Source organism: Sulfurivermis sp., assembly GCF_059410345.1.
Genome location: NZ_JBLJDO010000004.1, coordinates 167,817 through 188,348, shown reverse-complemented (window position 1 = coordinate 188,348; position 20,532 = coordinate 167,817). Strand labels below are relative to the sequence as shown.

Here is a 20,532-nt window from a genome sequence, read left to right as displayed (position 1 = left end):
TGGTATGCCGGCTCAATTATGGCCGGTATGGCCAAAACCGCCACTGCCACGCGCGCTCGCCTCGAAGTCGTCCACCACCTCGAAGGCCGCCTGGACCACGGGGATGAACATCATTTGTGCGATGCGCTCGCCGGCATTGATGGTAAAGGAATCGCTGGAGCGGTTCCAACAGGAGACGAAAATCTGGCCTTGGTAGTCGCTGTCGATGAGACCAACCAGATTCCCCAGCACGATACCCTTTTTATGGCCTAAGCCAGAACGCGGCAGCAGCACCGCGGCCAAGCCCGGGTCGCCGATATGGATGGCAATGCCGGTGGGTATCAGGTGGGACTCGCCCGGCCTCACCTCCAGCGGAGCATCGACGCAGGCGCGCAGGTCGAGTCCAGCGGAACCATCGGTGGCGTAGGCGGGGAGGGGAAACTCGCTGCCGATGCGTGGATCGAGAATTTTAAGTTCAATTTTTCGCATATTCGTCGCCTATCCCTTCTGTTTCTTACCACTGGCAGCATAACGCTCCACCACCAGGGTGACCAGCTGCCGCGCCAGATCGGCCTTGGGCGCCTCGTCCAGGGTTGCGCCACCATCCGCCCAGAATACCTGCAAGGCATTGTCATCGGTCTCAAAACCACGCCCGGCACCAACCCAGTTGGCGGCGATCATATCCAGCCGCTTTTGCGCCAGCTTGCCGCGCGCATAACGCTCCAGGTCATCGGTTTCGGCTGCAAAACCCACCGTGAATACGGCCGGCCGCGCCGCACTGATCGTGGCCAGAATATCCGGGTTACGTGTCAATTCGACGGTGATCGCTGCCTGTTCCTTCTTGATCTTGGTGTGTGCCGCCGCCGCCGGGCGGTAATCGGCCACCGCTGCCGCCGCCACCAACAGATCGAACTGCTCCTGCTCCACCGCCGCCAGCATCTCGGCGGCGCTCTCCACATCGATGCGGCGCACGCCCGGCGGGGTCGGCAAGGCCACCGGCCCGGCCACCAGCACCACCTCGGCCCCGGCCGTCGCCAGGGCCGCGGCCACGGCGAACCCCATCTTGCCGGAACTGCGGTTGCCGATGAACCGTACCGGGTCGATGGCCTCGCGTGTCGGCCCGGCGGTAACCAGGGCACGCACGCCGCTCAGGGGGCCGGAGGCAAACAACTCGCCCGCCAGGCGCGCCAGTTCGGCCGACTCCAGCATCCGCCCCGGCCCCACCTCGCCGCAGGCCTGCTCGCCGCACCCGGGGCCAAACACATGCACACCGCGGGCGATGAGGCGCTGCACATTCTCCTGGGTCACCGGGGCCTGCCACATCTGCTGGTTCATGGCCGGGGCCAGGGCCAGGGGGGCGGCGGTGGCCAGACACAGGGTGGTGAGCAGGTCGTCGGCGCGGCCGGCAACGAGGCGGGCAAGAAAATCGGCGCTGGCGGGCGCCACCAGGATGAGGTCGGCCCAGCGCGCCAGCTCGATATGATCTATGCCGGCCTCCGCGGCGGCATCGAACAGCTCCGTGCGCACCGGATGGCCGGACAGGGCCTGGAAGGTGAGGGGGGTGACAAACTCCGTGGCGCCGCGGGTCATGACCACCCGCACCTCCGCCCCGGCACGGCGCAGCAGTCGCACCAGCTCGGCGGCCTTGTAGGCGGCAATTCCGCCGGTCACGCCGAGGAGTATGTGTCTGTTCACTAACCCGTTCATGGCCGTGAAGTATACAAAAGGCAGGCGGGACAAGATATGAGGGACGCACCCGTTGCACCGCCCACCCCTTGCATCCTGCCCCGGGCCTCGAGTATCTCTGGTGTCTCGCAAGGTTTTACATGGAGGTAAACCATGACCATCAGGGACTGGCCGGCGGCCGAACGGCCACGGGAAAAACTGTTGCAGCGGGGTGCCGAGGCCCTGTCCGACGCCGAATTGCTGGCGATCTTTCTGCGCACCGGGGTGGTGGGCATGAGCGCGGTGGACCTGGCGCGGCAGCTGATCAGCGACTTCGGCGGCCTGCGCCCGCTGCTCGCGGCGGATTGCAAAAATTTCTGCCGCCACAAGGGCCTGGGCGAGGCCAAGTATGTGCAGCTACAGGCCACGCTGGAGCTGGGGCGGCGCCACCTGTACGCCACGCTGCAAAGGGGCGATGCCCTCACCTCGCCGGATGATACCCGCCGCTACCTCAGCGCACGTCTGCGCGGTTACGGCCACGAGGTGTTCGCCGCCCTGTTCCTGGACAACCGTCACCGCGTCATCGCCTTCGAGGAACTGTTCAGTGGTACCATCGACGGCGCCTCGGTGCATCCACGCGAGGTGGTCAAACGCGCGCTGAGCCATAATGCCGCCGCCCTGATCCTGGCCCACAACCACCCCTCCGGCGTGGCGGAGCCGAGCCGGGCCGACGAATCCATCACCCGCCGTCTGCGCGAGGCGCTGGCCCTGGTGGAGATTCGGGTACTGGATCACCTCATCGTCGGCGATGGCGAAATCGTGTCCCTGGCAGAACGGGGTTTGATCTGAGGCACGGTATCTGGTATAAAACGCGGCTCCTCGCCGGGAGGCGGGAAAGAATTCCGTTCGGAGGCAACAAACATGTCCAGAGTATGCAAGGTCACGGGCAAGGGCCCGATGTCCGGTAACAACGTTTCGCACGCCAACAACAAGACGCGCCGTCGCTTCCTGCCCAACCTGCAGAGCCACCGCTTCTGGGTTGAGAGCGAAAACCGCTTCGTCCGCCTGCGTGTTTCCACCAAGGCCATGCGCACCATCGACAAGAAGGGCATCGACGCCGTTCTGGCCGAGCTGCGCGCCGCCGGCGAAAAGGTCTAAGGAGATAAACCATGGCCAAGGGCGCACGTGACAAGATCAAGCTGGTGTCCACCGCGGATACCGGTCATTTCTACACCACCACCAAGAACAAGCGCACCATGCCCGAGAAGATGGAGATCAAGAAGTTCGATCCCGTCGCCCGCAAGCATGTGACGTACAAGGAAGCGAAGATTAAGTAAGCGCTTCCTCGCCTCCGAAACAAGAAGCCCGGCTCATGCCGGGCTTTTTGTTTGGGGGCTGCCCCTCAGCCGGCGGTATGCCAGCCGCCCAGACGGCGGGCAAACTCCTGCAGGGCCGCCACCCCCGAGGCCTCGGCCTCGCGCCGCCACTGCTCCAGGGCCACCAGGGCCTTGTCCTGGCTGCCTGCGGCGTTCTGCCAAATCTCCTGCAAACGCTCACGGAACCGGTATACCGTCGCCAGCGCCTCGCTGCGCGCCAGCACCTGTTGCAGGCGCCACCGGGCCGAACTGTCGTTGAGCGTATCGTCACGCAGCAGCAGGGCACGGGCCTGGCGCAGCCAGCCGCCCGCGCGCCCCAGGCGGCGCCGTTCGGCCCGGCAGGCCGCCTTGATCACCCGGCGGTAACGCCCCAGCACCTGCATGCGATGTACGGCCAGGGCGCGCAGCGTATCCAGCCCCGGCTGGGCGGCCACGCCCAGCAGACGGGCCGGCGCCGGCGCGACCTTGTTCACCCGGGCCAGGCCCAGCCGCTCCAGGGTACGGATATAGAACCAGCCGATGTCGAACTCCCACGGCTGGCTTGAGAGCTTCGCCGAACCGGGGTAGGCGTGGTGATTGTTGTGCAGCTCCTCGCCGCCGATGAGGATGCCCCAGGGCACGATATTGGTGGCCGCATCGGGGCTGGCGTAGGTGCGGTAACCGAAAGAGTGGCCGACGCCGTTGATGATGCCGGCGGCAAACAGCGGGATCCAGATCATCTGCACCGCCCACACGGTAAGGCCGATGGGTCCGAGCAGCAGCACATTCACTCCCAGCATCAGCACGATGCCCGCATAGGGATGGCGGCTATACAGGCGGCGCTCGAGGACATCGTCCGGCGTGCCCTTGCCGTAGACGGTCAGGGTGGCCTGGTTGTCAGCCTCGCGCCGGTACAGCTCGGCGCCCTCCAGCAATACCTTTTTCAGGCTGAGCACCTGCGGACTGTGCGGGTCGTCCGTCGTTTCGCATTTGGCGTGGTGCTTGCGGTGCACCGCCACCCACTGACGCGTCACCATGCCGGTGGTCAGCCAGAGCCAGAAACGGAAGAAGTGACTCACCAAGGGGTGCAACGTCAGGGCGCGGTGGGCCTGGTGGCGGTGCAGAAAGATGGTGACGGCCGCGATGGTGATATGGGTCAGCAGCAGCGTATAGACCACGACGCCGAACGTACCCAGGTTCAGCAAACCCGTACTCATACAGGGAAAAACCTCAAGAATGACAAGGACGAACAAGGTGCCGTCACACACATTGGAACGTGCGGCAACCAAAATGTTGCAAGCCTAGTCAGCGTAATTGTTGTGCGCCATATCTCTGGCAATATCCAGGGTTTTTACTGGCCGCGTGGTTTGTACCCGTTTATGGAAAGTGGGTATAGTGTGCCTCCGTCGCTGCCGCTGTGCGGCGGCGCCGCATGACCAGGCAAGGCAGCATGGACGGTCAGAGACATGGAAGAAATTTTCGTCGGACGTCAGCCAATCTATAACCGCAAACTCGAAGTCATCGGCTACGAGTTGCTGTACCGCAGCAGCCTGCACAACCAGGCGCAATTCCTCGATGGCGACCAGGCCACCGGTGAGGTGATCCTCAATGCCTTTCTGGAACTGGGGCTGGAGAATATCTCCGGCCGCTATCCGGCCTTCATCAATCTCAGCCGCAGTTTTCTCGTCGGCGACAAGCCCTTGCCGTTTTCCCACAAGCGCGTGGTGCTCGAGATATTGGAAGACATCGAACCCGATGCCGCTGTGATCGATGCGCTGCGCCGGCTGGCGCAGAACGGTTACATCATTGCGCTGGATGATTTCATCTACCGCCCCGAACTGGAGCCGCTGCTGGATCTCGCCCACATCATCAAGTTCGATGTGCTCGGTGTCGATTCCGCTATATTGAGCGAACGGGTGACACACCTGAAACAACGCAAGGTGCGTCTTCTGGCAGAGAAGGTGGAAAGCCATGAAGATTTCGAACGCTGCAAACAACTCGGCTTCGATTACTTCCAGGGTTACTTTTTCTGCAAACCCAATGTGGTGCGCGGCCGCAGCCGCCCGGTCAATCGCCTGGTGCTGATGAACCTGTTGTCGGAATTGCAGCGCCCCGAAACCGACATCAACAAGCTCGAAAAGCTGGTGGCCCAGGATGCAGCGCTCACCTACCGTCTGCTGCGCTACGTCAACTCACCGTGTGTTGCCATTCGCCGCAAGGTAGAGTCACTGCGCCGCGCGCTGGTGATCATCGGTGCCAACACCATCAAGAACTGGATCACCCTGATCCTGTTCACCCGCCTCGATGACAAGCCGCGTGAACTGATGGTGACCGCCCTGGTGCGCGCGCGCATGTGCGAACTGCTCGGCGCCGCACACCGTCACGACGGCCTGGATCGCTTCTTCACCGTCGGCCTGCTCTCGGCCATGGATGCGTTGATGGATCAGTCGATGGAGGAGGTGCTGGATCAGTTGCCGCTGGTGGAGGAGGTCAAGGCGGCGCTGCGCACGCGCGATGGCCATCTGGGCCACGTGCTCGAACAGGTGCTGCTGTACGAGTGGGGTGCCTGGGATCGATTATGCAACAGCCTCGATAGCATAACCTACCGCCAGGCCTATCTCGATGCGGTGCGCTGGGCTGGCGACAGCCTCACTACGGTGATGAGCAAGGACGCCACCAGCCTGGGCGATGCGCGTGCTGGTTAAGAAGGGTCTGAACTGATTCAGCGCTTCCTTAAGGAAGGTCTGAATAAGTCCATCCTGGACTTCTCAGCCCACGCGAATCGAAAAGTGTGATTTTCGATTCGCTTCATTTTCCAACGACTTATCGTCGTCGGAACATGGCGGCACATCCCTGTGCCGCGGAAGCTCTGAACTTATTCAGAGCTTCCTTAACCGCGATAATCCAGCACCAGATTGCCCACCGCGTCCACCCGGCAACGCCAGCCCGGCGCCAGATAGGTGGTGGACACCCGCTCGGTGATCAATGCCGGCCCGTCGATGACCTGTCCGGCCGCCAAGGTCTCCCGCTGCCACACCGTGGCCTCCTCGCCGATGCCGTAGAGCGCGCTGCGGCCCACGGCCTCTGCCGCCATATGGGGTGTCGCCTGCAAACGCAGCGCCAATGCCGGGGCCGTGAGAACCAGCCGCACATTCACCAGTTCCACCGGCAGGGCGAGGCGATGGCCGAAACGCGCCTGGTGGGCCAGGTGAAAGGCCTCGATGGCGTCGGCGCCGTCGCGCCACGGAATATTCAGCGTGTAGGACTGGCCCCGGTAGCGCAGATCCAGGCTGCGCTGCGCCTGCAGGGTTTCTGCCGCCACCCCCTCCGCCACCAGCGCCTGTTCACCATCGCGCGCCAGTTCGGTGTAGTGCTGCTCCAGCGCACCGGCATCCATGTCCGACAGCAGGCCGGTGACGGTGCGCGACAGCTGGCGGCCGCGCGGTGCGGCGAGCATGCCCAGCGCCGACAGCACACCGGCATGCACCGGAACCAGGGCCTGGCGCATGCCCAGGCTCTCGGCCAGGGCACAGACGTGCAGGCCGCCGGCGCCGCCGAAGGACACGAGGGTCAGCATGCGCGGATCGACGCCGCGCTGCACCGACATCACGCGCAATGCCCGCACCATGTGTTCGTCGGCCAGGCGCACGATACCGGCGGCGGCCTCTTCGGCGCAGAGGCCCAACGCCTCACCCAGCCGCGACAGCGCCGCCTGTGCCGCCTGCGTATCGAGGCGCATGCCGCCGCCAAGAAAGGCCTGTGGCAACAGCCGCCCCAGCACCAGATTGGCATCGGTCACCGTCGCCTGGGTGCCGCCGCGGCCATAACACGCCGGGCCCGGGTCGGCGCCGGCCGACTGCGGCCCCACCTGCAACAGGCCGCCGCCGTCGATCCAGGCCAGCGAACCGCCGCCGGCGCCGATGGTGTGCATGTCCACCTGCGCCACCGCCACCGGCCAGGGACCGATGCGCCCCTCGTTGGTGAGGCGCAATTCGCCATCGATGAGCGCCACATCGGTGGAGGTGCCGCCCATGTCGAAGGTGAGCAGTTGCCCGCGCTCGGCCTGCGCGGCCACGAAGCGCGCCCCCACCAGGCCGCCGGCCGGCCCCGACAACAGCATGCGCACCGCCTGGCGGCCGGCCTGCGCTGCGTCCACCGTCTCGCCGGAGCTTTGCATCACCGCCACCTGTGCCTGCGGCAAGGCGCTCTTCAACCGATGCAGATAGCCTTCCACCAGCGGCCCCACCCAGGCATTGAGCCAGGTGGCGATGCCGCGCTCGTATTCGCGGATCTCCGGCAGCACGGCGGAGGAACGGGAGATGAACAAATCCTGTGTCAGCACCTGCTCGATGGCGCGCTCGAAGCGGTCGTCGCGCCAGGAGTAGAGCAGGTTGATGGCCACGGCGCGCGGCGCCAGCCGCTCAAGGGTGCGGCGCAGGGCGGCGAGGTCATCGTCGGTGAGGTCTTCGACCACGCTGCCGTCCGCCGCCAGGCGGCCACCGGTCTCCACGCACAGTTCGGCCGGCACCGGCGGCGGCAGCGGGGCGGGTTGCAGGTTGTACAGCTCGGCACGTGCCTGACGGCCGAGGGTGAGCAGATCCTTGAGGCCGCGGTTGCCGATGTAGACGGTGCGCACGCCCTTGCCCTCCAGGGCGGCGTTGGTGGCGACCGTGGAGCCGTGCACCAGATGCAGTTCGTGCAGACGACCCAGCAAGCCCAGTTCATGGATCCCCTGCAGGATGGCGCGCTCCGGCGCGTCCGGGGTGGATAGCACCTTGTGGATGCGCAGCGCGCCGTCGTCGTAGAGCACGAAGTCGGTAAAGGTGCCGCCGGTATCGACGCCGAGGAACAGCATGGTGAGGAGAGGTCCGTACAGTGACAACGCGGCCTATTGTACGGCGCCGACGCCGTTTTTGCGCCCGCGGAGAGTCGCGCTCAGATCACGACCACCCGATTGCGGCCTTCTTCCTTGGCCTGGTACAGCGCATCGTCGGCGCGGCGGATCAGGCCGCGCACATCATCGCGTGCCGCCGCCTGGGTCAGCCCCAGGCTGATGGTGAGGCGGATATTCTGCTCATCACACTGCACCAGCTCGTGTTCCACGCCACTGCGCAGACGCTCGGCCACCTTGCGGGCGATGGGCAGCGGCGTGTCTTCCAGCATGATGATGAACTCTTCGCCGCCGAAACGGCCGACGATGTCGAACTCGCGCAACAACTGCTGCAACTTCGCAGCGATGCATTGCAACACCTTGTCGCCGGCGAGATGGCCGTAGGTGTCGTTGATGTGCTTGAAATGATCCACGTCGGCCATGATCAGGCACAGATTGGTGTTGCGTTCGCCCACCGTCGCCAGCGCTGCATCCAGTTCATTCAGCACCGCCTCGCGATTGGCCAGGCCGGTGAGGGCGTCACGCCCCACCTTTTCATGCAGGCGCCAGTGTTCGTGTTGCAGGTTGTCCACGGCTTCACGCAGGGTCGACACGCGCACGGAATGATAGGTTTCGATGGCCAGGGTCATATCGAAGGCCGTGATCTTGCTGATGAAGCGGCACAAGGCCAGGTGATCGGCACCGCCGGGCGCAATGGCGGCGGGGATGGCATCGATCAACAGCTGTTGCAGATGACGGTAGGATGCCTGATACAGGGAGAGGGCAATATTGCGTTGGGCATGTATCTCACCGACGCGCAGACGCTCACCGAAGTAAGTCTCGCTGGTAAAGTCGGCTCCCAGGCTGAGCAGATAACGACGCTGGGTATCTTTCAGATGCACCAGGTTGTCGCGGTTGCCGATGGCCTGCATGATCTCGGGGAACTGCTGCTGGAAAGCGTAGAACCGCTCCACCAACGCGTCGACCTGCGGCGCGATCACCTCCTGCTGCAGGCGCTTTGCCCAGACGTGGTCGGCCTCGCCCAGTTCCAACAGCGCCAGCCGATGCGCGCGCGCCGCGGCATCAAAGCCATAGCGCGCACAAATGACCCCGGTCCCCTCCGTGGTGGCTACGGTTTCTTGTTTCATGGCGTATTGTGGTGTGAACTTACGGCCCGTTTATAGTGTCTTTGGCAGCAAAATGCAGCCGCCTGTGTTTGGCTGGACCGAATAACCGCGCGGAATGATAAACTAATTCTGCGATAAAGCAATAACCGACCAAGAAACCATGGATATGGATACCCTGATCGATGTTCAGCACCTGACCCGTTACTACGGCACCCACCGCGCCGTGCACGACCTCAGCTTCCAGGTCCGGCGCGGCGAGGTGCTCGGCTTCCTCGGCCCCAACGGCGCCGGCAAGTCCACCACCATGCAGATGATCACCGGCAACCTCGCCCCCAGCGAGGGCCGCGTGCTGATCAACGGCATCGACCTGCTCGACGAACCGCTGCGCGCCAAGGCGGCGCTGGGCTACCTGCCGGAACAGCCGCCGCTGTACCGCGAGCTGACGGTGGACGAATACCTCACCTATTGCGCGCGCCTCAACCGCATTCCCGGCCCGCGCGTGCGCGCGGCAGTGGGCAGCGCACGCGAACGCTGCGGCCTGGCCGACGTGGGCCGCCGCCTGATCGGCAATCTGTCCAAGGGCTACCAGCAGCGCGTCGGCATCGCCCAGGCCATCATTCACTCCCCGGCGGTGGTGATTCTCGACGAACCCACCGTGGGCCTCGACCCGATCCAGATCCGCGAGATCCGCGCCCTGATCCGTGAGCTGTCGGCGGAACACAGCGTGATCCTCTCCACCCACATCCTGCCCGAGGTACAGGCCACCTGTGACCGCGTGCAGATCATCAACAAGGGCGAACTGGTGCTCACCGACACCATCGACGGCCTGAGCCGGCGCATGCAGAACGCCGCGCTGCGCGTCGCGCTGCGCTTCCCGCCCGACGTGGACCAGCTGCAGGCCATTGAGGGCGTGCAGGAAGTGGAGCCGCTGGAGGAGGGCCGCTTCCGCCTGCACCATGCGCCGGAGGTGAACCCGGCCGAGGCGGTGGCCGCCGCCGCGGTGCATCATGGCTGGGGGCTACTGGAACTGACGCCGGAGCACGCCTCGCTGGAGGACATCTTCGTGCACTTGACGCGCAACGAACCCATGGAGGAGGCGGCATGATGATCGGACATATCGCCGCGCGCGAATTGCGCACCCTGTTTCTCTCGCCGTTGGCCTGGAGCATCCTCGCCGTGGTGCAGTTCATCCTCGCCTGGCTGTTCCTGTCGCAGCTCGATCAGTACGTGCGCCTGCAACCACAGATCGCACTGATGCAGGCGCCGCCCGGCCTCGCCGAGGTGATCGTCGCGCCGCTGTTCGGCAGCGCCGGCATCGTCATGCTGCTGGTGGTGCCGCTGATCACCATGCGCCTGGTGAGCGACGAGCGCCGCGCGCGCACGCTGCCGCTGCTGTTCTCCGCGCCGGTGTCGATGACCGAGATCATCCTCGGCAAGTATCTCGGCGTGATGGCCTTTCTTTCCATCATGCTCGGCCTCATCGCACTGATGCCGCTGTCGCTACTGCTCGCCGGCAGCCTGGACCTGGGCCAGTTCGCCAGCGCCCTGCTCGGCCTGTTCCTGATGCTGGCCGCCTTCGCCGCGCTGGGCCTGTACATCTCTACCCTCACCGCGCAACCGACGGTGGCGGCGGTGGCCAGCTTCGGCGCGCTGCTGCTGCTGTGGGTAATCAACCTGGCCGGCAACGCAGTGGACGATTCCGGCTCGCGCGGCCTGTTTGCCTGGCTGTCACTGCAACAGCACTACGAGGCGCTGCTGCGCGGCATCTTCGACAGCAGCGACCTGGTGTACTACCTGCTGTTCATCGCCGTATTTCTGGTCTTCTCCGTGCGGCGCCTCGACGCCGACCGGCTGCAACACTGAGTCATCCCCATGGAAGCGAACAAAAAGAACCGCCGCATCCTGCGCCTGCAAGGCGCCACCTTCGCCGTGCTGTTTCTCGCCGGCATGGGCCTCGTCGCCTGGCTCAGCACGCGCTACCATTTCCAGGCCGACTGGACCGCCGCCGGCCGCCATACGCTGGCGCCGGCCAGTGTCGCCCTGCTGGCGGAGCTGAAGGACCCGCTCCAGATCACGGCCTTTGCGCGCCAGAGTGAGCTGGTGGCAACGCGACGCCAGATCAGCGATCTGGTCGGCCGTTATCAGCGCCACAAGGCCGACCTCAACCTGCGCTTCGTCGACCCGGACATGGAGCCGGAACGGGTACGCGCCGAGGGCATCAGCTTCGACGGCGAGATGGTCGTCGAATACCAGGGCCGCAAGCTGCACGTGCAGCAGATCAACGAACAGGCCCTCACCAACACCCTGCACAAGCTCGCGCGCGCCGGCGAGCGCAAGGTGGTGTTCCTGGAGGGACATGGCGAACGCAATCCCGACGGTGGCGCCAATCACGACTACGGCGCCTTCGGCGAGCAGTTGCGCAACAAGGGCTTCTTGATCACGCGGCTCAATCTGACGGCGACGCCGGACATTCCGGCCGATGCCGCGCTACTGGTCATCGCCAGCCCGCAGGTGGACCTGTTCCCCGGCGAGGTGCGCCTGATCCAGAACTACGTGGAGCAGGGCGGCAACCTGCTGTGGCTGGCGGAGCCGGACGGCCGTCGCCAGCTTGATCCACTGGCGGCACAACTGGGCTTGTCGTTCCATCCCGGCACCGTGGTCGATCCCACCACCCAACTGCTCGGCATCGACAACGCCGCCTTCTCGGTGGTGGTGGACTATCCGCCCCATGCGGTCACCCGGGGCCTGGCCAGCGTCACCCTATTCCCCTATGCCACCGCCCTCGATGCCACGCTGGTGGATGAGCCGTGGCAGGCCACTCCGCTGCTGCAAACCGTGCCGCGCAGCTGGGCGGAGACCGGCCCCTTGCAGGGCTCGATCCGTTACGACGCCGGCGCCGACGTGCCGGGTCCGCTCAACGTCGGCATCGCCCTGGAACGGCCGCGGCCGGGCGAGGGCGATGCGGCCGCGGATGAACACGACGCGCCGCAGCAACGCGTGGTGGTGATCGGCGACGGCGACTTCCTCGCCAACAGCTATCTCGGCAACGGCGCCAACCTGGAGCTGGGCGAACGCCTGATCAACTGGCTCAGCCACGACGACACGCTGATGCACATCCCGCCCAAGGCGGCGACCGACACGCGCCTGGAACTGACGCCGCTGCTCTCCGGCCTCATCGGTTTCAGTTTCCTGATCATCATCCCCGGCGGCCTGGTCGTTGCCGGTGTGGTGATCTGGCTCAAGCGCCGCAAACGCTAAACCCGTTTCATTGGGGTCTCGACGTGAACAAACGCAATCTGGTCAATCTGGTGTTGTTACTGGCCGTGGCGGGCCTCGGCCTGCTGGCCTGGCTGGAGCCGGGCAAGGACGCAGCGCCGGCGCCGGTGAAAATCACCGCGCTGGACCCCACGACGGTGCAGCGCATCCGCATCGAGCGACCGAACGATACCGTGGAGATGGTGCGCAGCGAGGCTCGCTGGCGACTGAGCGCGCCCGTCACGGCACCGGCCAACAGCATCCGCGCCGACACCATCGCCAACATCGCCACCATCGAAAGCCTCAGCCAGCAGGCGATCGCCGGCCTTGATCTCGCCGCCTACGGCCTGGCCGAGCCCAAGGCACGGCTGTGGCTCGATGACACGCTCATCGATTTCGGCGGCAGCACGCCGCTGGACAACCGCCGCTACGTGCGTGTCGGCGACACCCTGCACCTGATCCCCGATCTGCGCTACTACCAGCTCATCGGCCACTGGACCGGCTATCTCAGCCTGCGTCTGCTGGACGAGGGCACGGCACTGGAACGCATCGACCTGCCGCAGCTCACCCTGGTGAACCAGGAGGGCAGTTGGCTGCCGGAGCCGAAACCAAACCAGTGGTCCGCCGACGCCGCCACCGCGCTGGCGCAGCGTTGGCTCAACGTACAGGCGCTGGAGGTGCAGGAGCACAAGGACGCGGTGCACGGCGACGAGGTCCACCTGCATCTGAGTGGCCAGGAACAGCCCGTGCGTTTCATCATCGCCGCACGCGAGCCGGACCTGGTGTTGGTGCGGCCCGACCTTGGCCTGGCCTATCATCTCGTCGCCAGCCAGGCCCAGGAGCTGCTGGAGCTGGCGAGTCCGGCTGCCGATCACTAGGCACTGCGGTCGCGCCGTTGCAGCCATGCCCGAACTTCCGGAAGTCGAAACCACCCGCCGCGGCATCGCGCCGCACCTCGCCGGTCACACCGTCGCCGCCGTCGTCGTGCGTCACCCGCAGTTGCGCTGGCCGGTGCCTCGCGGCCTGGCCGGCAAGCTGCACGGCCGTGTGGTGCAGGCCGTGGAACGGCGTGCCAAGTATCTGCTGCTGCGCTTCGAGCATGGCACGCTGATCCTGCACCTGGGCATGTCCGGCAGCCTGCGTCTGGTAGATGCCGCCACACCCGCAGGCAAGCACGATCACTTCGACCTGGTGCTCGCTGGCGGCCAGGCGCTGCGCCTGACCGACCCGCGCCGTTTTGGCGCCGTGCTGTGGACGAAGGACGACCCGGCGCAGCACGAGCTGCTGCGCGACCTCGGCCCCGAACCGTTGGAGGCGGAGTTCGACGCCGACTATCTGTATCGCGCCTCACGCAAACGCAAGACGGCGATCAAACTTTTCATCATGGACAGCAAGACGGTCGTCGGCGTCGGTAACATCTACGCCAGCGAGGCACTGTTCCGCGCCGGCATCCACCCCTCACGCGCCGCCGGCTCGCTGTCGCGCGAGCGCTGCGCGCGCCTGGTCAGCGCCATCCGCGCGGTGTTGCGCGAGGCCATCCAGCAGGGAGGCACCACGCTGCGCGATTTCACCGGCAGCGACGGCAAGCCGGGCTATTTCGCGCAGGAACTGCGCGTCTACGGCCGCGCCGGCGCGCCCTGCACCGCCTGCGGTGCTACCATCAAGCAAACGCGCCAGGGCCAGCGCTCCACCTATTACTGCCCGCGCTGCCAGCGCTGAGCCTTGCGCCAACGCGGCACGAAACCGTGTGCAACACCATAACCGCGTGACTTCCGCATGAACGAGCCCCGCCACAGCGAACCTGTCGTCTGGCACCAGCTCACCCCCGAGCAGGCGGTAGCACAGCTCGGCAGCGACGCCATGCACGGACTCTCCGCCGGGGCGGCGGCGGCGCGGCTGGCACAGCACGGCCCCAACCGCCTGGCCGAGAAGCCCAAGCCGGGACCCGTCGCCCTGTTCCTGGCACAGTTCCGCAATCTGCTCATCGTCGTGCTGTTCGGCGCCGCACTGCTCGCCGCCGCCATCGGCGAACTGCTGGATGCGGCGGTGATCCTCGTGGTGCTGCTGCTCAATGCCCTGCTCGGTTTCTATCAGGAATACCGCGCCGAACAGACCCTCGCTGCGCTGCGCCAGATGCTGTCGCGCCAGGCGCGCGTGCGCCGCGACGGCCACGTGATGGAGATCGCGGCCGAGGCACTGGTACCCGGCGACCTCGTCCTGCTGGAGGCCGGCGATCGCGTCCCCGCCGATGGCCGCGTGGTGCAGGCACACAATGCGGAGGTGGGCGAGGCTGCGCTCACCGGCGAGTCGCTGCCGGTGGGCAAGTCCAGCGCGGCGCTGACCCACGCCGACGTGCCGCTGGCCGAACGCGACAACATGGCCTACATGAACACCGTGATGACACGCGGCCGCATCGAGCTGCTGGTCACCGCCACCGGCATGCAGACGGAGATGGGCCGCCTCACCGGGCTGATGGAGGCGGCAGAGGAGCAGCCGACACCACTGCAGGTGCAGCTCGATCACGTCGGCAAGCGCCTGGCCCTCATCGCCGGCAGCGTGGTGCTGCTGATCTTCATCCTCGGCCTGCTGCGCGAGCAGCCGCTGGTGCAAAGCATCCTCACCGCCATCGCCCTGGCGGTGGCCGCCATTCCCGAGGGTCTGCCGGCGGTGGTGACGGTGACGCTGGCGGTGGGCATGCACCGCATGGCGAAGAAGCGCGCCATCGTCAAACGCCTCGCCGCCGTGGAGACGCTGGGCTGTACCACGGTGATCTGTTCCGACAAGACCGGCACCCTCACCCTCAATCAGATGCGCGCCCGCGCGGTGTATTTCCGTGGCCGCCGCATCGCGCTGGATAAAGATGATTACGCCGACCGTCTCGATGAGCTGCTGCTGCCGGCAGTGCTGTGCAACGACAGCCGCCTGGATCACGGCCGCGTCATTGGCGATCCCACCGAGGGCGCGCTGATCACCCTGGCCAGCGCGCAGGGCCTCGACGTCGAGCGACTGGCACGGCGCTACCCGCGCCTGGCCGAGCTGCCCTTCGACTCGGCACACAAGTTCATGGCCACCTTCCATCTGGAGGGCGATCAGGTCGACATCTGGGTCAAGGGTGCGCCAGACGTGCTGCTGGACTATTGCAGCCGTACGCTGACGGCGGACGGCGACGCGGCGCTGGCGACTGCGGAGCGTGCGGCGCTGGCGACAGAGAACGAGGCGCTGGCCGCAGAAGCAATGCGTGTCCTCGCCGTGGCCAGGGGCCGCCTACCGGCGGCGCGCTTCAACGCCGGCAACGATTTGAAGCAATACATCCGCGACCTCACCTTCGTCGGCCTCATCGGCATCATCGATCCGCCACGGCCCGAGGCACGCGAGGCAATCACGCTGTGTACCTCCGCCGGCATAGACGTGAAGATGATCACCGGCGATCACCGCGTCACTGCCCGCGCCGTGGCGCGCGAGCTAGGTCTCCGCGGTGAGGTGATCACCGGCGCAGAACTGGATCAGTTGCAGGGCGAGGCGCTGGTGACAGCCATCCGCCGCGCCTCCGTGTTTGCGCGCGTGGCGCCGGAACACAAGGTGCAGATCGTGCGCGCATTGCAGGGAGGGGGCGAGGTGGTGGCCATGACCGGCGATGGCGTCAATGACGCGCCGGCGATCAAAAACGCCGACATCGGCGTCGCCATGGGCCGCACCGGCACCGAAGTGACCAAAGAAGCCGCCGACATGGTGCTCACCGACGACAATTTCGCCACCCTGGTCGGCGCGGTGAAGGAAGGACGCACCATCTACGACAATATCGTCAAGTTCGTGCGCTTCCAACTCTCCACCAACATCGGCGCCATCCTCACCGTGTTCAGCGCGCCGCTGGCCGGGCTGCCGATGCCGTTCACACCGCTCCAGATCCTGCTCATCAACATCATCATGGACGGCCCGCCGGCCATGACCCTCGGCCTGGAACCGGCACGCCGCGGCCTGATGCAGGAAACGCCGCGCCCGCGCGATGCGCGCATCCTCACCGTGCGCCGCTTCGGCCGCCTGCTCGCCTACGGCCTCACCATGACCGTCGGCACCCTCGGCGTGCTGTACTGGTCCATTCAGCACCACGCCGTCAGCTACGCCCTCACTCTGGGCTTCACCACCTTCGTGCTGTTCCAGCTGTTCAACGTGTTCAACGCCCGCGCCGAATACGGCAGCGCCTTCAACGGCAATTTCTTCCGCAACGGCAAGCTGTGGCTGGCCCTGGCCGGCGTGCTGTTGATGCAAATCCTGGTGGTACACTGGGCGCCGCTGCAACAGGTGTTCCGCACCACCGACCTCGCCTGGGAGCACTGGCTGCTCGCCGCCGCCGTGGCCTCCTCGATCCTGTTGCTGGACGAGGCGCGCAAGCTGCTGCAACGGTTGTTCGCCTAAGTAAGCTCTGAATAAGTTCAGAGCTTCCGCGGCACAGAGATGTGCCGCCATGTTCCAACGGCCATAAGTCGTTGGAACATGAAGCGAATCGAACATCACATGTTTCGATTCGCGTGGGCTGAGAAGTCCAGGATGGACTTATTCAGACCTTCCCCAGGACTCGTTCGGCGGCATGCCCGTCGGGTATCATGGCGCGCCATGACCTCCAATCCCTTCCACTCCCCCGCGCAATGGCGCGATGCCTTCATCATCGGCCTGCGGCCTTTGCTGGCGCAGCAGTCGCTCGGCGCCTTCATCCTGGTGGCGGCCAACGCCACCTTCGACCCGCCGGTGCTGGCGGCGCTGGGCCCGGAGCTGCGCGGGCAGTATGCGACGCTGCTGGCGCGCTTCCGCGAGGCGCTGGCCGCGGGCCTGCCCTTGAGCGAGGTGGAAGAGGATCTGCTGGTGTTCCTCAAGATCGCCGCCATCGACTTCGAGGCCTTGCAAGCCACCGAGACGCGCAGGGAGGGGCCGTGGGACTTGCAGTTCAACCATCTGCGCTCGTTCCGCCCCAAGCGCATCAGCCAGCAGCCGCCGCAGGGGATCAGCGCACCGTTCGAGGAGCGGGCGTTTCACTTCAACAAGCCGTTCATGCAGCACGAGGTGTTCTGGCGCGGCGAGCTGGGCGGGCGCGACGTCGACCTGTATTACAACAAGTATCCCTTCGCCGAGCTGCACACCCTGCTGGTGCCGGAGCGCGATCAGTGCCTGCCGCAATACTTGCAGCGGCAGTATCACGACTACGCCTGGCAGGTGGTGGAGCAGTTGGGCGCGACGCTGCCCGGCGCCGGCCTGGGCTACAACAGCTACGGCGCCTTCGCCTCGGTCAATCATCTGCACTTTCAGCTTTACGTGGGCGGCGCACCGCTGCCGGTGGAGGACGCGCGCTGGCATCATAACGGCGGCGACGTTCCCTATCCGGCGCCGTGCCACGCCTTCCGTGAGCGCGACCCCGCCTGGCAGGCGATCGCCGCCCTGCACCGCAGCGCCACGCCCTACAGCCTGCTCTACCGCCCCGGCCACGCCTGGCTGTTTCCGCGCCGGCCGCAGGGCCAGGTGGCGCCGCCGCCGTGGAGTTCCGGCTTCACCTGGTCGGAGATGGCCGGCGCCATCGTCACCTTCAACCGCGCGGCCTATGACAGCCTGAGCAGCGACGCAGTTGCGGCCTGCCTGGGCGAGGCAGGAGCATGAGGGAACCTTGGTGGGCCTCATGCGTCCATAGCGGATGTTCGTTTCCTGCAGGACGATGGCACATGACACGGTATTTACGATTTGTTTTTCTTGCGCTGGCCTTCACCGCCACGATGGCACAGGCGGAAACACAGCGCCTCTCCCTCGGCCCGCATGAACACGGCGTCGGCCAGTTCAATGTCGTGCTGGACGGCAACGCACTGATGCTGGAACTGCTGGTGCCGGCGGGCGACATCGTCGGCTTCGAACACCTGCCGGCGACGGTGAAGGAGCGCATGGCGGTGCGGCGCGTGGCGGCCGAGCTGACCAAGGCCGAGCGGCAATTCGTCCTGCCGGCAGCGGCCGGCTGCAAGCTGGTGGCTGCGGAGGTGGATGGCGAGCAGATGGAGGCCATCGGCCATACGCATAATCACGACCATGCACACACCCACGGCAGCGAGGGACACGACGCCCATGTGCACGCCGAGTATCACGCCGTCTACCGCTACACCTGCCGTCAGCCGCAGGCGCTGGATCGGATCGAGCTGAAGTTGTTTGCGCACTACAAGTCGCTCGGCACGCTGCGCTGGCAGGCGGTGCTGCCGGACGGCGCGCGTGCGGGCGAGGTGACCGCGGCGGCGCCGCACCTGAGGCTGCGGCAATGACAGCCGCGCACAATCCTCCTGCAATGGCCACCGCATGAGCGCACCCGCCATCCAGCTCACCGACGTACAGTTCCGCTGGCGCCCGCAGGGGCCGCTGGTGCTGGACATGGCGCAGTTCACGGTGGCGCGCGGCGAGCGCTTGTTTCTGCGTGGCCCCTCCGGCGCCGGCAAGAGCACACTGCTGGCGTTGCTCAGCGGCGTGAGCGTGCCGCAACGCGGCACTGTCGAGGTGCTGGGCCATGCCTTGCACACCTTGCGCGGTGTGCAACGTGATGCCTTCCGCGCCGATCACATCGGCTACATCTTCCAGATGTTCAACCTCATACCCTATCTGTCGGTGCTGGACAACGTCTTGCTGCCCTGCCGCTTTTCCAGCGCGCGGGCGCAACGCGTGGCCGCACGCGGCGCGCCGCGAACAGAGGCGCTGCGCCTGCTCGCCCACCTCGGTCTCGGCGGCGACCTGCCGCAGCGCACCGTCACCGAATTGAGCGTGGGCCAGCAGCAACGCGTGGCTGCAGCACGGGCGTTGCTGGGTGCGCCGGAACTGATCATCGCCGATGAACCCACCTCGGCACTGGATGCCGATCATCGCGCTGCCTTCGTCGAGCTGCTGCTGGGCGAATGTGCGGCGCAGGACAGCACACTGGTGTTCGTCAGCCATGATCGCGCGCTGGAGCCGCTGTTTCACCGCGCGCTGTGCCTGTTGGAAATCAACCGGGCGGGGGCGAGCTAAACCATGGCCGTGTTCAGCCTCACCCTGCGCAGCCTGTGGAACCGCCGCTACACGGCGCTGCTGACGCTGTGCGCCATCGCCCTCAGCACGGCGCTGCTGCTCGGCGTGGAACGCCTGCGCGTGGAGGCGCGCAATAGCTTTGCCCACACCCTCTCCGGTACCGATCTGGTGGTGGGCGCGCGCAGCGGTCCGGTGCAACTGTTGCTGTACTCGGTATTCCGCATCGGCAATCCCACCAACGCCATGCGCTGGGACAGCTATCAGGACATCGCGCGTCACCCGGCGGTGGCCTGGAGCGTACCGCTGGTGCTGGGCGATGCGCATCGCGGCTATCGCGTGCTCGGCACCACGGCGGACTACTTCACCCATTATCGCTACGGGCGTGGCCGCACGCTCGAATTCACCGCGGGCCGCCCCTTCGACGATCTGTTCGACGCCGTGCTCGGTTTCGATGTGGCACAGCAGTTGGGCTATGCGCTGGAGCAGTCCATCGTCATCAGTCATGGCACCGGCAGCGTCAGCTTTGCGCAACATGACACGTTGCCGTTTCGCGTGGTCGGTATCCTGCGCAAGACCGGCACGCCGGTGGATCGTACTGTGCACGTCAGCCTCGCCGGCATCGAGGCGGTGCACGTGGGCTGGGAAGGGGGCGCGGCGCCGCGCCAGGCGTTGTCGGCCGATACCGTGCGCGCCATGGACCTGACGCCGAAGACCATCACTGCCGTGCTGCTCGGCCTGGAGTCGCGTCTCGCCGTGTTCCGCCTGCAGCGCGAGATCAACGACTACCCGCGTGAACCGCTCAGCGCGGTGATCCCCGGCGTGGCCTTGCAGGAACTGTGGGACCTGATGGGGGTGGCGGAGCGCACCCTGCTCGCCATCTCCGCCTGCGTGGTGGGCGTGGGTCTGCTGGGCATGCTCACCGCCATCCTCTCCGGCCTCAACGAGCGCCGACGCGAAATGGCGATCCTGCGCGCGGTCGGCGCACGTCCCTGGCAGGTGTCGTCGCTGCTGATCAGCGAGGCCCTGTTGCTGGTCGTGCTGGGCGCGGCGCTGGGCGTGGTGCTGCTCTATGCGGCGCTGTGGCTGGGCCGCCCGCTCATCGAGGCGCAATGGGGGCTGTATCTTGCCATCACGCCGCTGGCGCTGCGCGAATGGGTTTTGCTGGCTATCATCACCGGCGCAGGCGCCTTGGTGGGGGCCATTCCGGCCTGGCGCGCCTATCGCTATTCACTGGCCGACGGCCTGACGGTACGCATTTGAT

General features: G+C 66.1%; 19 protein-coding genes. 14 read left to right on the top strand and 5 right to left on the bottom strand.

Annotation, left to right across the window (positions count from 1 at the left end):
- Positions 1-12: 12 nt before the first annotated feature.
- Both dut and coaBC read right to left on the bottom strand, forming a co-directional pair.
- Positions 13-468 carry a dUTP diphosphatase gene (gene dut, locus ACMV8A_RS05450; RefSeq protein ID WP_495324743.1) on the bottom strand — a complete coding sequence of 152 codons (456 nt, stop codon included), beginning with the start codon at positions 466-468 and terminating at the stop codon, positions 13-15.
- 9 nt (positions 469-477) lie between these two features.
- Entirely contained in the window at positions 478-1,686 is a 1,209-nt protein-coding gene (coaBC, locus tag ACMV8A_RS05445) for a bifunctional phosphopantothenoylcysteine decarboxylase/phosphopantothenate--cysteine ligase CoaBC (RefSeq protein ID WP_495324742.1), read from the bottom strand.
- Positions 1,687-1,818: 132 nt separating this feature from the next.
- Here coaBC and radC point away from each other — a divergent pair, with 132 nt between their 5' ends.
- The 3 genes from radC to rpmG all read left to right on the top strand — a co-directional run bounded on the left by radC (position 1,819) and on the right by rpmG (position 2,981).
- Positions 1,819-2,493: a RadC family protein gene (gene radC / locus ACMV8A_RS05440; RefSeq protein WP_495324741.1), complete on the top strand. Its 675-nt coding sequence runs from the start codon at positions 1,819-1,821 to the stop codon at positions 2,491-2,493.
- Between the two features lie 72 nt (positions 2,494-2,565).
- Positions 2,566-2,802: a 50S ribosomal protein L28 gene (gene rpmB, locus ACMV8A_RS05435; protein ID WP_495324739.1), complete on the top strand. Its 237-nt coding sequence runs from the start codon at positions 2,566-2,568 to the stop codon at positions 2,800-2,802.
- Between the two features lie 11 nt (positions 2,803-2,813).
- Entirely contained in the window at positions 2,814-2,981 is a 168-nt protein-coding gene (gene rpmG / locus ACMV8A_RS05430; RefSeq protein WP_495324738.1) for a 50S ribosomal protein L33, read from the top strand.
- A 65-nt stretch (positions 2,982-3,046) separates the two neighbouring features.
- Here rpmG and ACMV8A_RS05425 read toward each other — a convergent pair whose 3' ends face one another.
- Complete coding sequence (locus ACMV8A_RS05425; protein WP_495324737.1) at positions 3,047-4,216, bottom strand: DesA family fatty acid desaturase; 1,170 nt, start codon at positions 4,214-4,216, stop codon at positions 3,047-3,049.
- Between the two features lie 249 nt (positions 4,217-4,465).
- Here ACMV8A_RS05425 and ACMV8A_RS05420 point away from each other — a divergent pair, with 249 nt between their 5' ends.
- Complete coding sequence (locus ACMV8A_RS05420) at positions 4,466-5,704, top strand: EAL and HDOD domain-containing protein (protein ID WP_495324736.1); 1,239 nt, start codon at positions 4,466-4,468, stop codon at positions 5,702-5,704.
- Positions 5,705-5,889: 185 nt separating this feature from the next.
- Here the strand turns inward: ACMV8A_RS05420 and ACMV8A_RS05415 are convergent, their stop codons facing one another.
- Entirely contained in the window at positions 5,890-7,854 is a 1,965-nt protein-coding gene (locus ACMV8A_RS05415) for a hydantoinase/oxoprolinase family protein (protein WP_495324734.1), read from the bottom strand.
- Positions 7,855-7,934: 80 nt separating this feature from the next.
- Positions 7,935-9,017, bottom strand: a complete 1,083-nt coding sequence (locus ACMV8A_RS05410) for a GGDEF domain-containing protein (RefSeq protein ID WP_495324733.1) — start codon at positions 9,015-9,017, stop codon at positions 7,935-7,937.
- Between the two features lie 145 nt (positions 9,018-9,162).
- On the opposite strand from ACMV8A_RS05410, the gene ACMV8A_RS05405 reads away from it, so the two are divergent.
- The 10 genes from ACMV8A_RS05405 (at position 9,163) to ACMV8A_RS05360 (ending at position 20,531) form a co-directional block, all read left to right on the top strand.
- Positions 9,163-10,101, top strand: a complete 939-nt coding sequence (locus ACMV8A_RS05405) for an ABC transporter ATP-binding protein (RefSeq protein ID WP_495324731.1) — start codon at positions 9,163-9,165, stop codon at positions 10,099-10,101.
- Positions 10,098-10,859 (top strand): ABC transporter permease subunit, encoded by a 762-nt coding sequence (locus ACMV8A_RS05400; RefSeq protein WP_495324730.1) that lies wholly within the window; start codon positions 10,098-10,100, stop codon positions 10,857-10,859. Before ACMV8A_RS05405 ends, ACMV8A_RS05400 begins: the two co-directional genes overlap by 4 nt.
- A 9-nt stretch (positions 10,860-10,868) precedes the next feature.
- A complete protein-coding gene (locus tag ACMV8A_RS05395; protein ID WP_495324728.1) occupies positions 10,869-12,254 on the top strand; it encodes a GldG family protein in 1,386 nt (461 codons plus the stop codon).
- Positions 12,255-12,277: 23 nt separating this feature from the next.
- Positions 12,278-13,129, top strand: a complete 852-nt coding sequence (locus tag ACMV8A_RS05390; RefSeq protein ID WP_495324727.1) for a hypothetical protein — start codon at positions 12,278-12,280, stop codon at positions 13,127-13,129.
- Positions 13,130-13,154: 25 nt separating this feature from the next.
- The gene (gene mutM / locus ACMV8A_RS05385) at positions 13,155-13,970 is read left to right on the top strand and encodes a bifunctional DNA-formamidopyrimidine glycosylase/DNA-(apurinic or apyrimidinic site) lyase (RefSeq protein WP_495324726.1); all 816 of its coding nucleotides are present in this window, start codon (positions 13,155-13,157) and stop codon (positions 13,968-13,970) included.
- Between the two features lie 57 nt (positions 13,971-14,027).
- Positions 14,028-16,664 carry a cation-translocating P-type ATPase gene (locus ACMV8A_RS05380; protein ID WP_495324725.1) on the top strand — a complete coding sequence of 879 codons (2,637 nt, stop codon included), beginning with the start codon at positions 14,028-14,030 and terminating at the stop codon, positions 16,662-16,664.
- Between the two features lie 198 nt (positions 16,665-16,862).
- Positions 16,863-17,894, top strand: a complete 1,032-nt coding sequence (locus tag ACMV8A_RS05375) for a hypothetical protein (RefSeq protein WP_495324723.1) — start codon at positions 16,863-16,865, stop codon at positions 17,892-17,894.
- Positions 17,895-17,956: 62 nt separating this feature from the next.
- Positions 17,957-18,538 (top strand): DUF2796 domain-containing protein, encoded by a 582-nt coding sequence (locus ACMV8A_RS05370; RefSeq protein WP_495324722.1) that lies wholly within the window; start codon positions 17,957-17,959, stop codon positions 18,536-18,538.
- A 34-nt stretch (positions 18,539-18,572) separates the two neighbouring features.
- On the top strand, positions 18,573-19,271 hold the full coding sequence (locus ACMV8A_RS05365) for an ABC transporter ATP-binding protein (protein WP_495324721.1): 699 nt from the start codon (positions 18,573-18,575) through the stop codon (positions 19,269-19,271).
- Positions 19,272-19,274: 3 nt separating this feature from the next.
- Positions 19,275-20,531, top strand: coding sequence for an ABC transporter permease (locus ACMV8A_RS05360; protein ID WP_495324720.1), 1,257 nt, complete (start codon positions 19,275-19,277; stop codon positions 20,529-20,531).
- Position 20,532: the final 1 nt, after the last annotated feature.

Excerpts from the sequence above, each read along its gene's own strand:
- dut (WP_495324743.1), bottom strand. The coding sequence starts at position 468 with ATGCGAAAAATTGAACTTAAAATTCTCGATCCACGCATCGGCAGCGAG.
- coaBC (WP_495324742.1), bottom strand. The coding sequence starts at position 1,686 with ATGAACGGGTTAGTGAACAGACACATACTCCTCGGCGTGACCGGCGGA.
- radC (WP_495324741.1), top strand. The coding sequence starts at position 1,819 with ATGACCATCAGGGACTGGCCGGCGGCCGAACGGCCACGGGAAAAACTG.
- rpmB (WP_495324739.1), top strand. The coding sequence starts at position 2,566 with ATGTCCAGAGTATGCAAGGTCACGGGCAAGGGCCCGATGTCCGGTAAC.
- rpmG (WP_495324738.1), top strand. The coding sequence starts at position 2,814 with ATGGCCAAGGGCGCACGTGACAAGATCAAGCTGGTGTCCACCGCGGAT.
- ACMV8A_RS05425 (WP_495324737.1), bottom strand. The coding sequence starts at position 4,216 with ATGAGTACGGGTTTGCTGAACCTGGGTACGTTCGGCGTCGTGGTCTAT.
- ACMV8A_RS05420 (WP_495324736.1), top strand. The coding sequence starts at position 4,466 with ATGGAAGAAATTTTCGTCGGACGTCAGCCAATCTATAACCGCAAACTC.
- ACMV8A_RS05415 (WP_495324734.1), bottom strand. The coding sequence starts at position 7,854 with ATGCTGTTCCTCGGCGTCGATACCGGCGGCACCTTTACCGACTTCGTG.
- ACMV8A_RS05410 (WP_495324733.1), bottom strand. The coding sequence starts at position 9,017 with ATGAAACAAGAAACCGTAGCCACCACGGAGGGGACCGGGGTCATTTGT.
- ACMV8A_RS05405 (WP_495324731.1), top strand. The coding sequence starts at position 9,163 with ATGGATACCCTGATCGATGTTCAGCACCTGACCCGTTACTACGGCACC.
- ACMV8A_RS05400 (WP_495324730.1), top strand. The coding sequence starts at position 10,098 with ATGATGATCGGACATATCGCCGCGCGCGAATTGCGCACCCTGTTTCTC.
- ACMV8A_RS05395 (WP_495324728.1), top strand. The coding sequence starts at position 10,869 with ATGGAAGCGAACAAAAAGAACCGCCGCATCCTGCGCCTGCAAGGCGCC.
- mutM (WP_495324726.1), top strand. The coding sequence starts at position 13,155 with ATGCCCGAACTTCCGGAAGTCGAAACCACCCGCCGCGGCATCGCGCCG.
- ACMV8A_RS05380 (WP_495324725.1), top strand. The coding sequence starts at position 14,028 with ATGAACGAGCCCCGCCACAGCGAACCTGTCGTCTGGCACCAGCTCACC.
- ACMV8A_RS05375 (WP_495324723.1), top strand. The coding sequence starts at position 16,863 with ATGACCTCCAATCCCTTCCACTCCCCCGCGCAATGGCGCGATGCCTTC.
- ACMV8A_RS05370 (WP_495324722.1), top strand. The coding sequence starts at position 17,957 with ATGACACGGTATTTACGATTTGTTTTTCTTGCGCTGGCCTTCACCGCC.
- ACMV8A_RS05365 (WP_495324721.1), top strand. The coding sequence starts at position 18,573 with ATGAGCGCACCCGCCATCCAGCTCACCGACGTACAGTTCCGCTGGCGC.
- ACMV8A_RS05360 (WP_495324720.1), top strand. The coding sequence starts at position 19,275 with ATGGCCGTGTTCAGCCTCACCCTGCGCAGCCTGTGGAACCGCCGCTAC.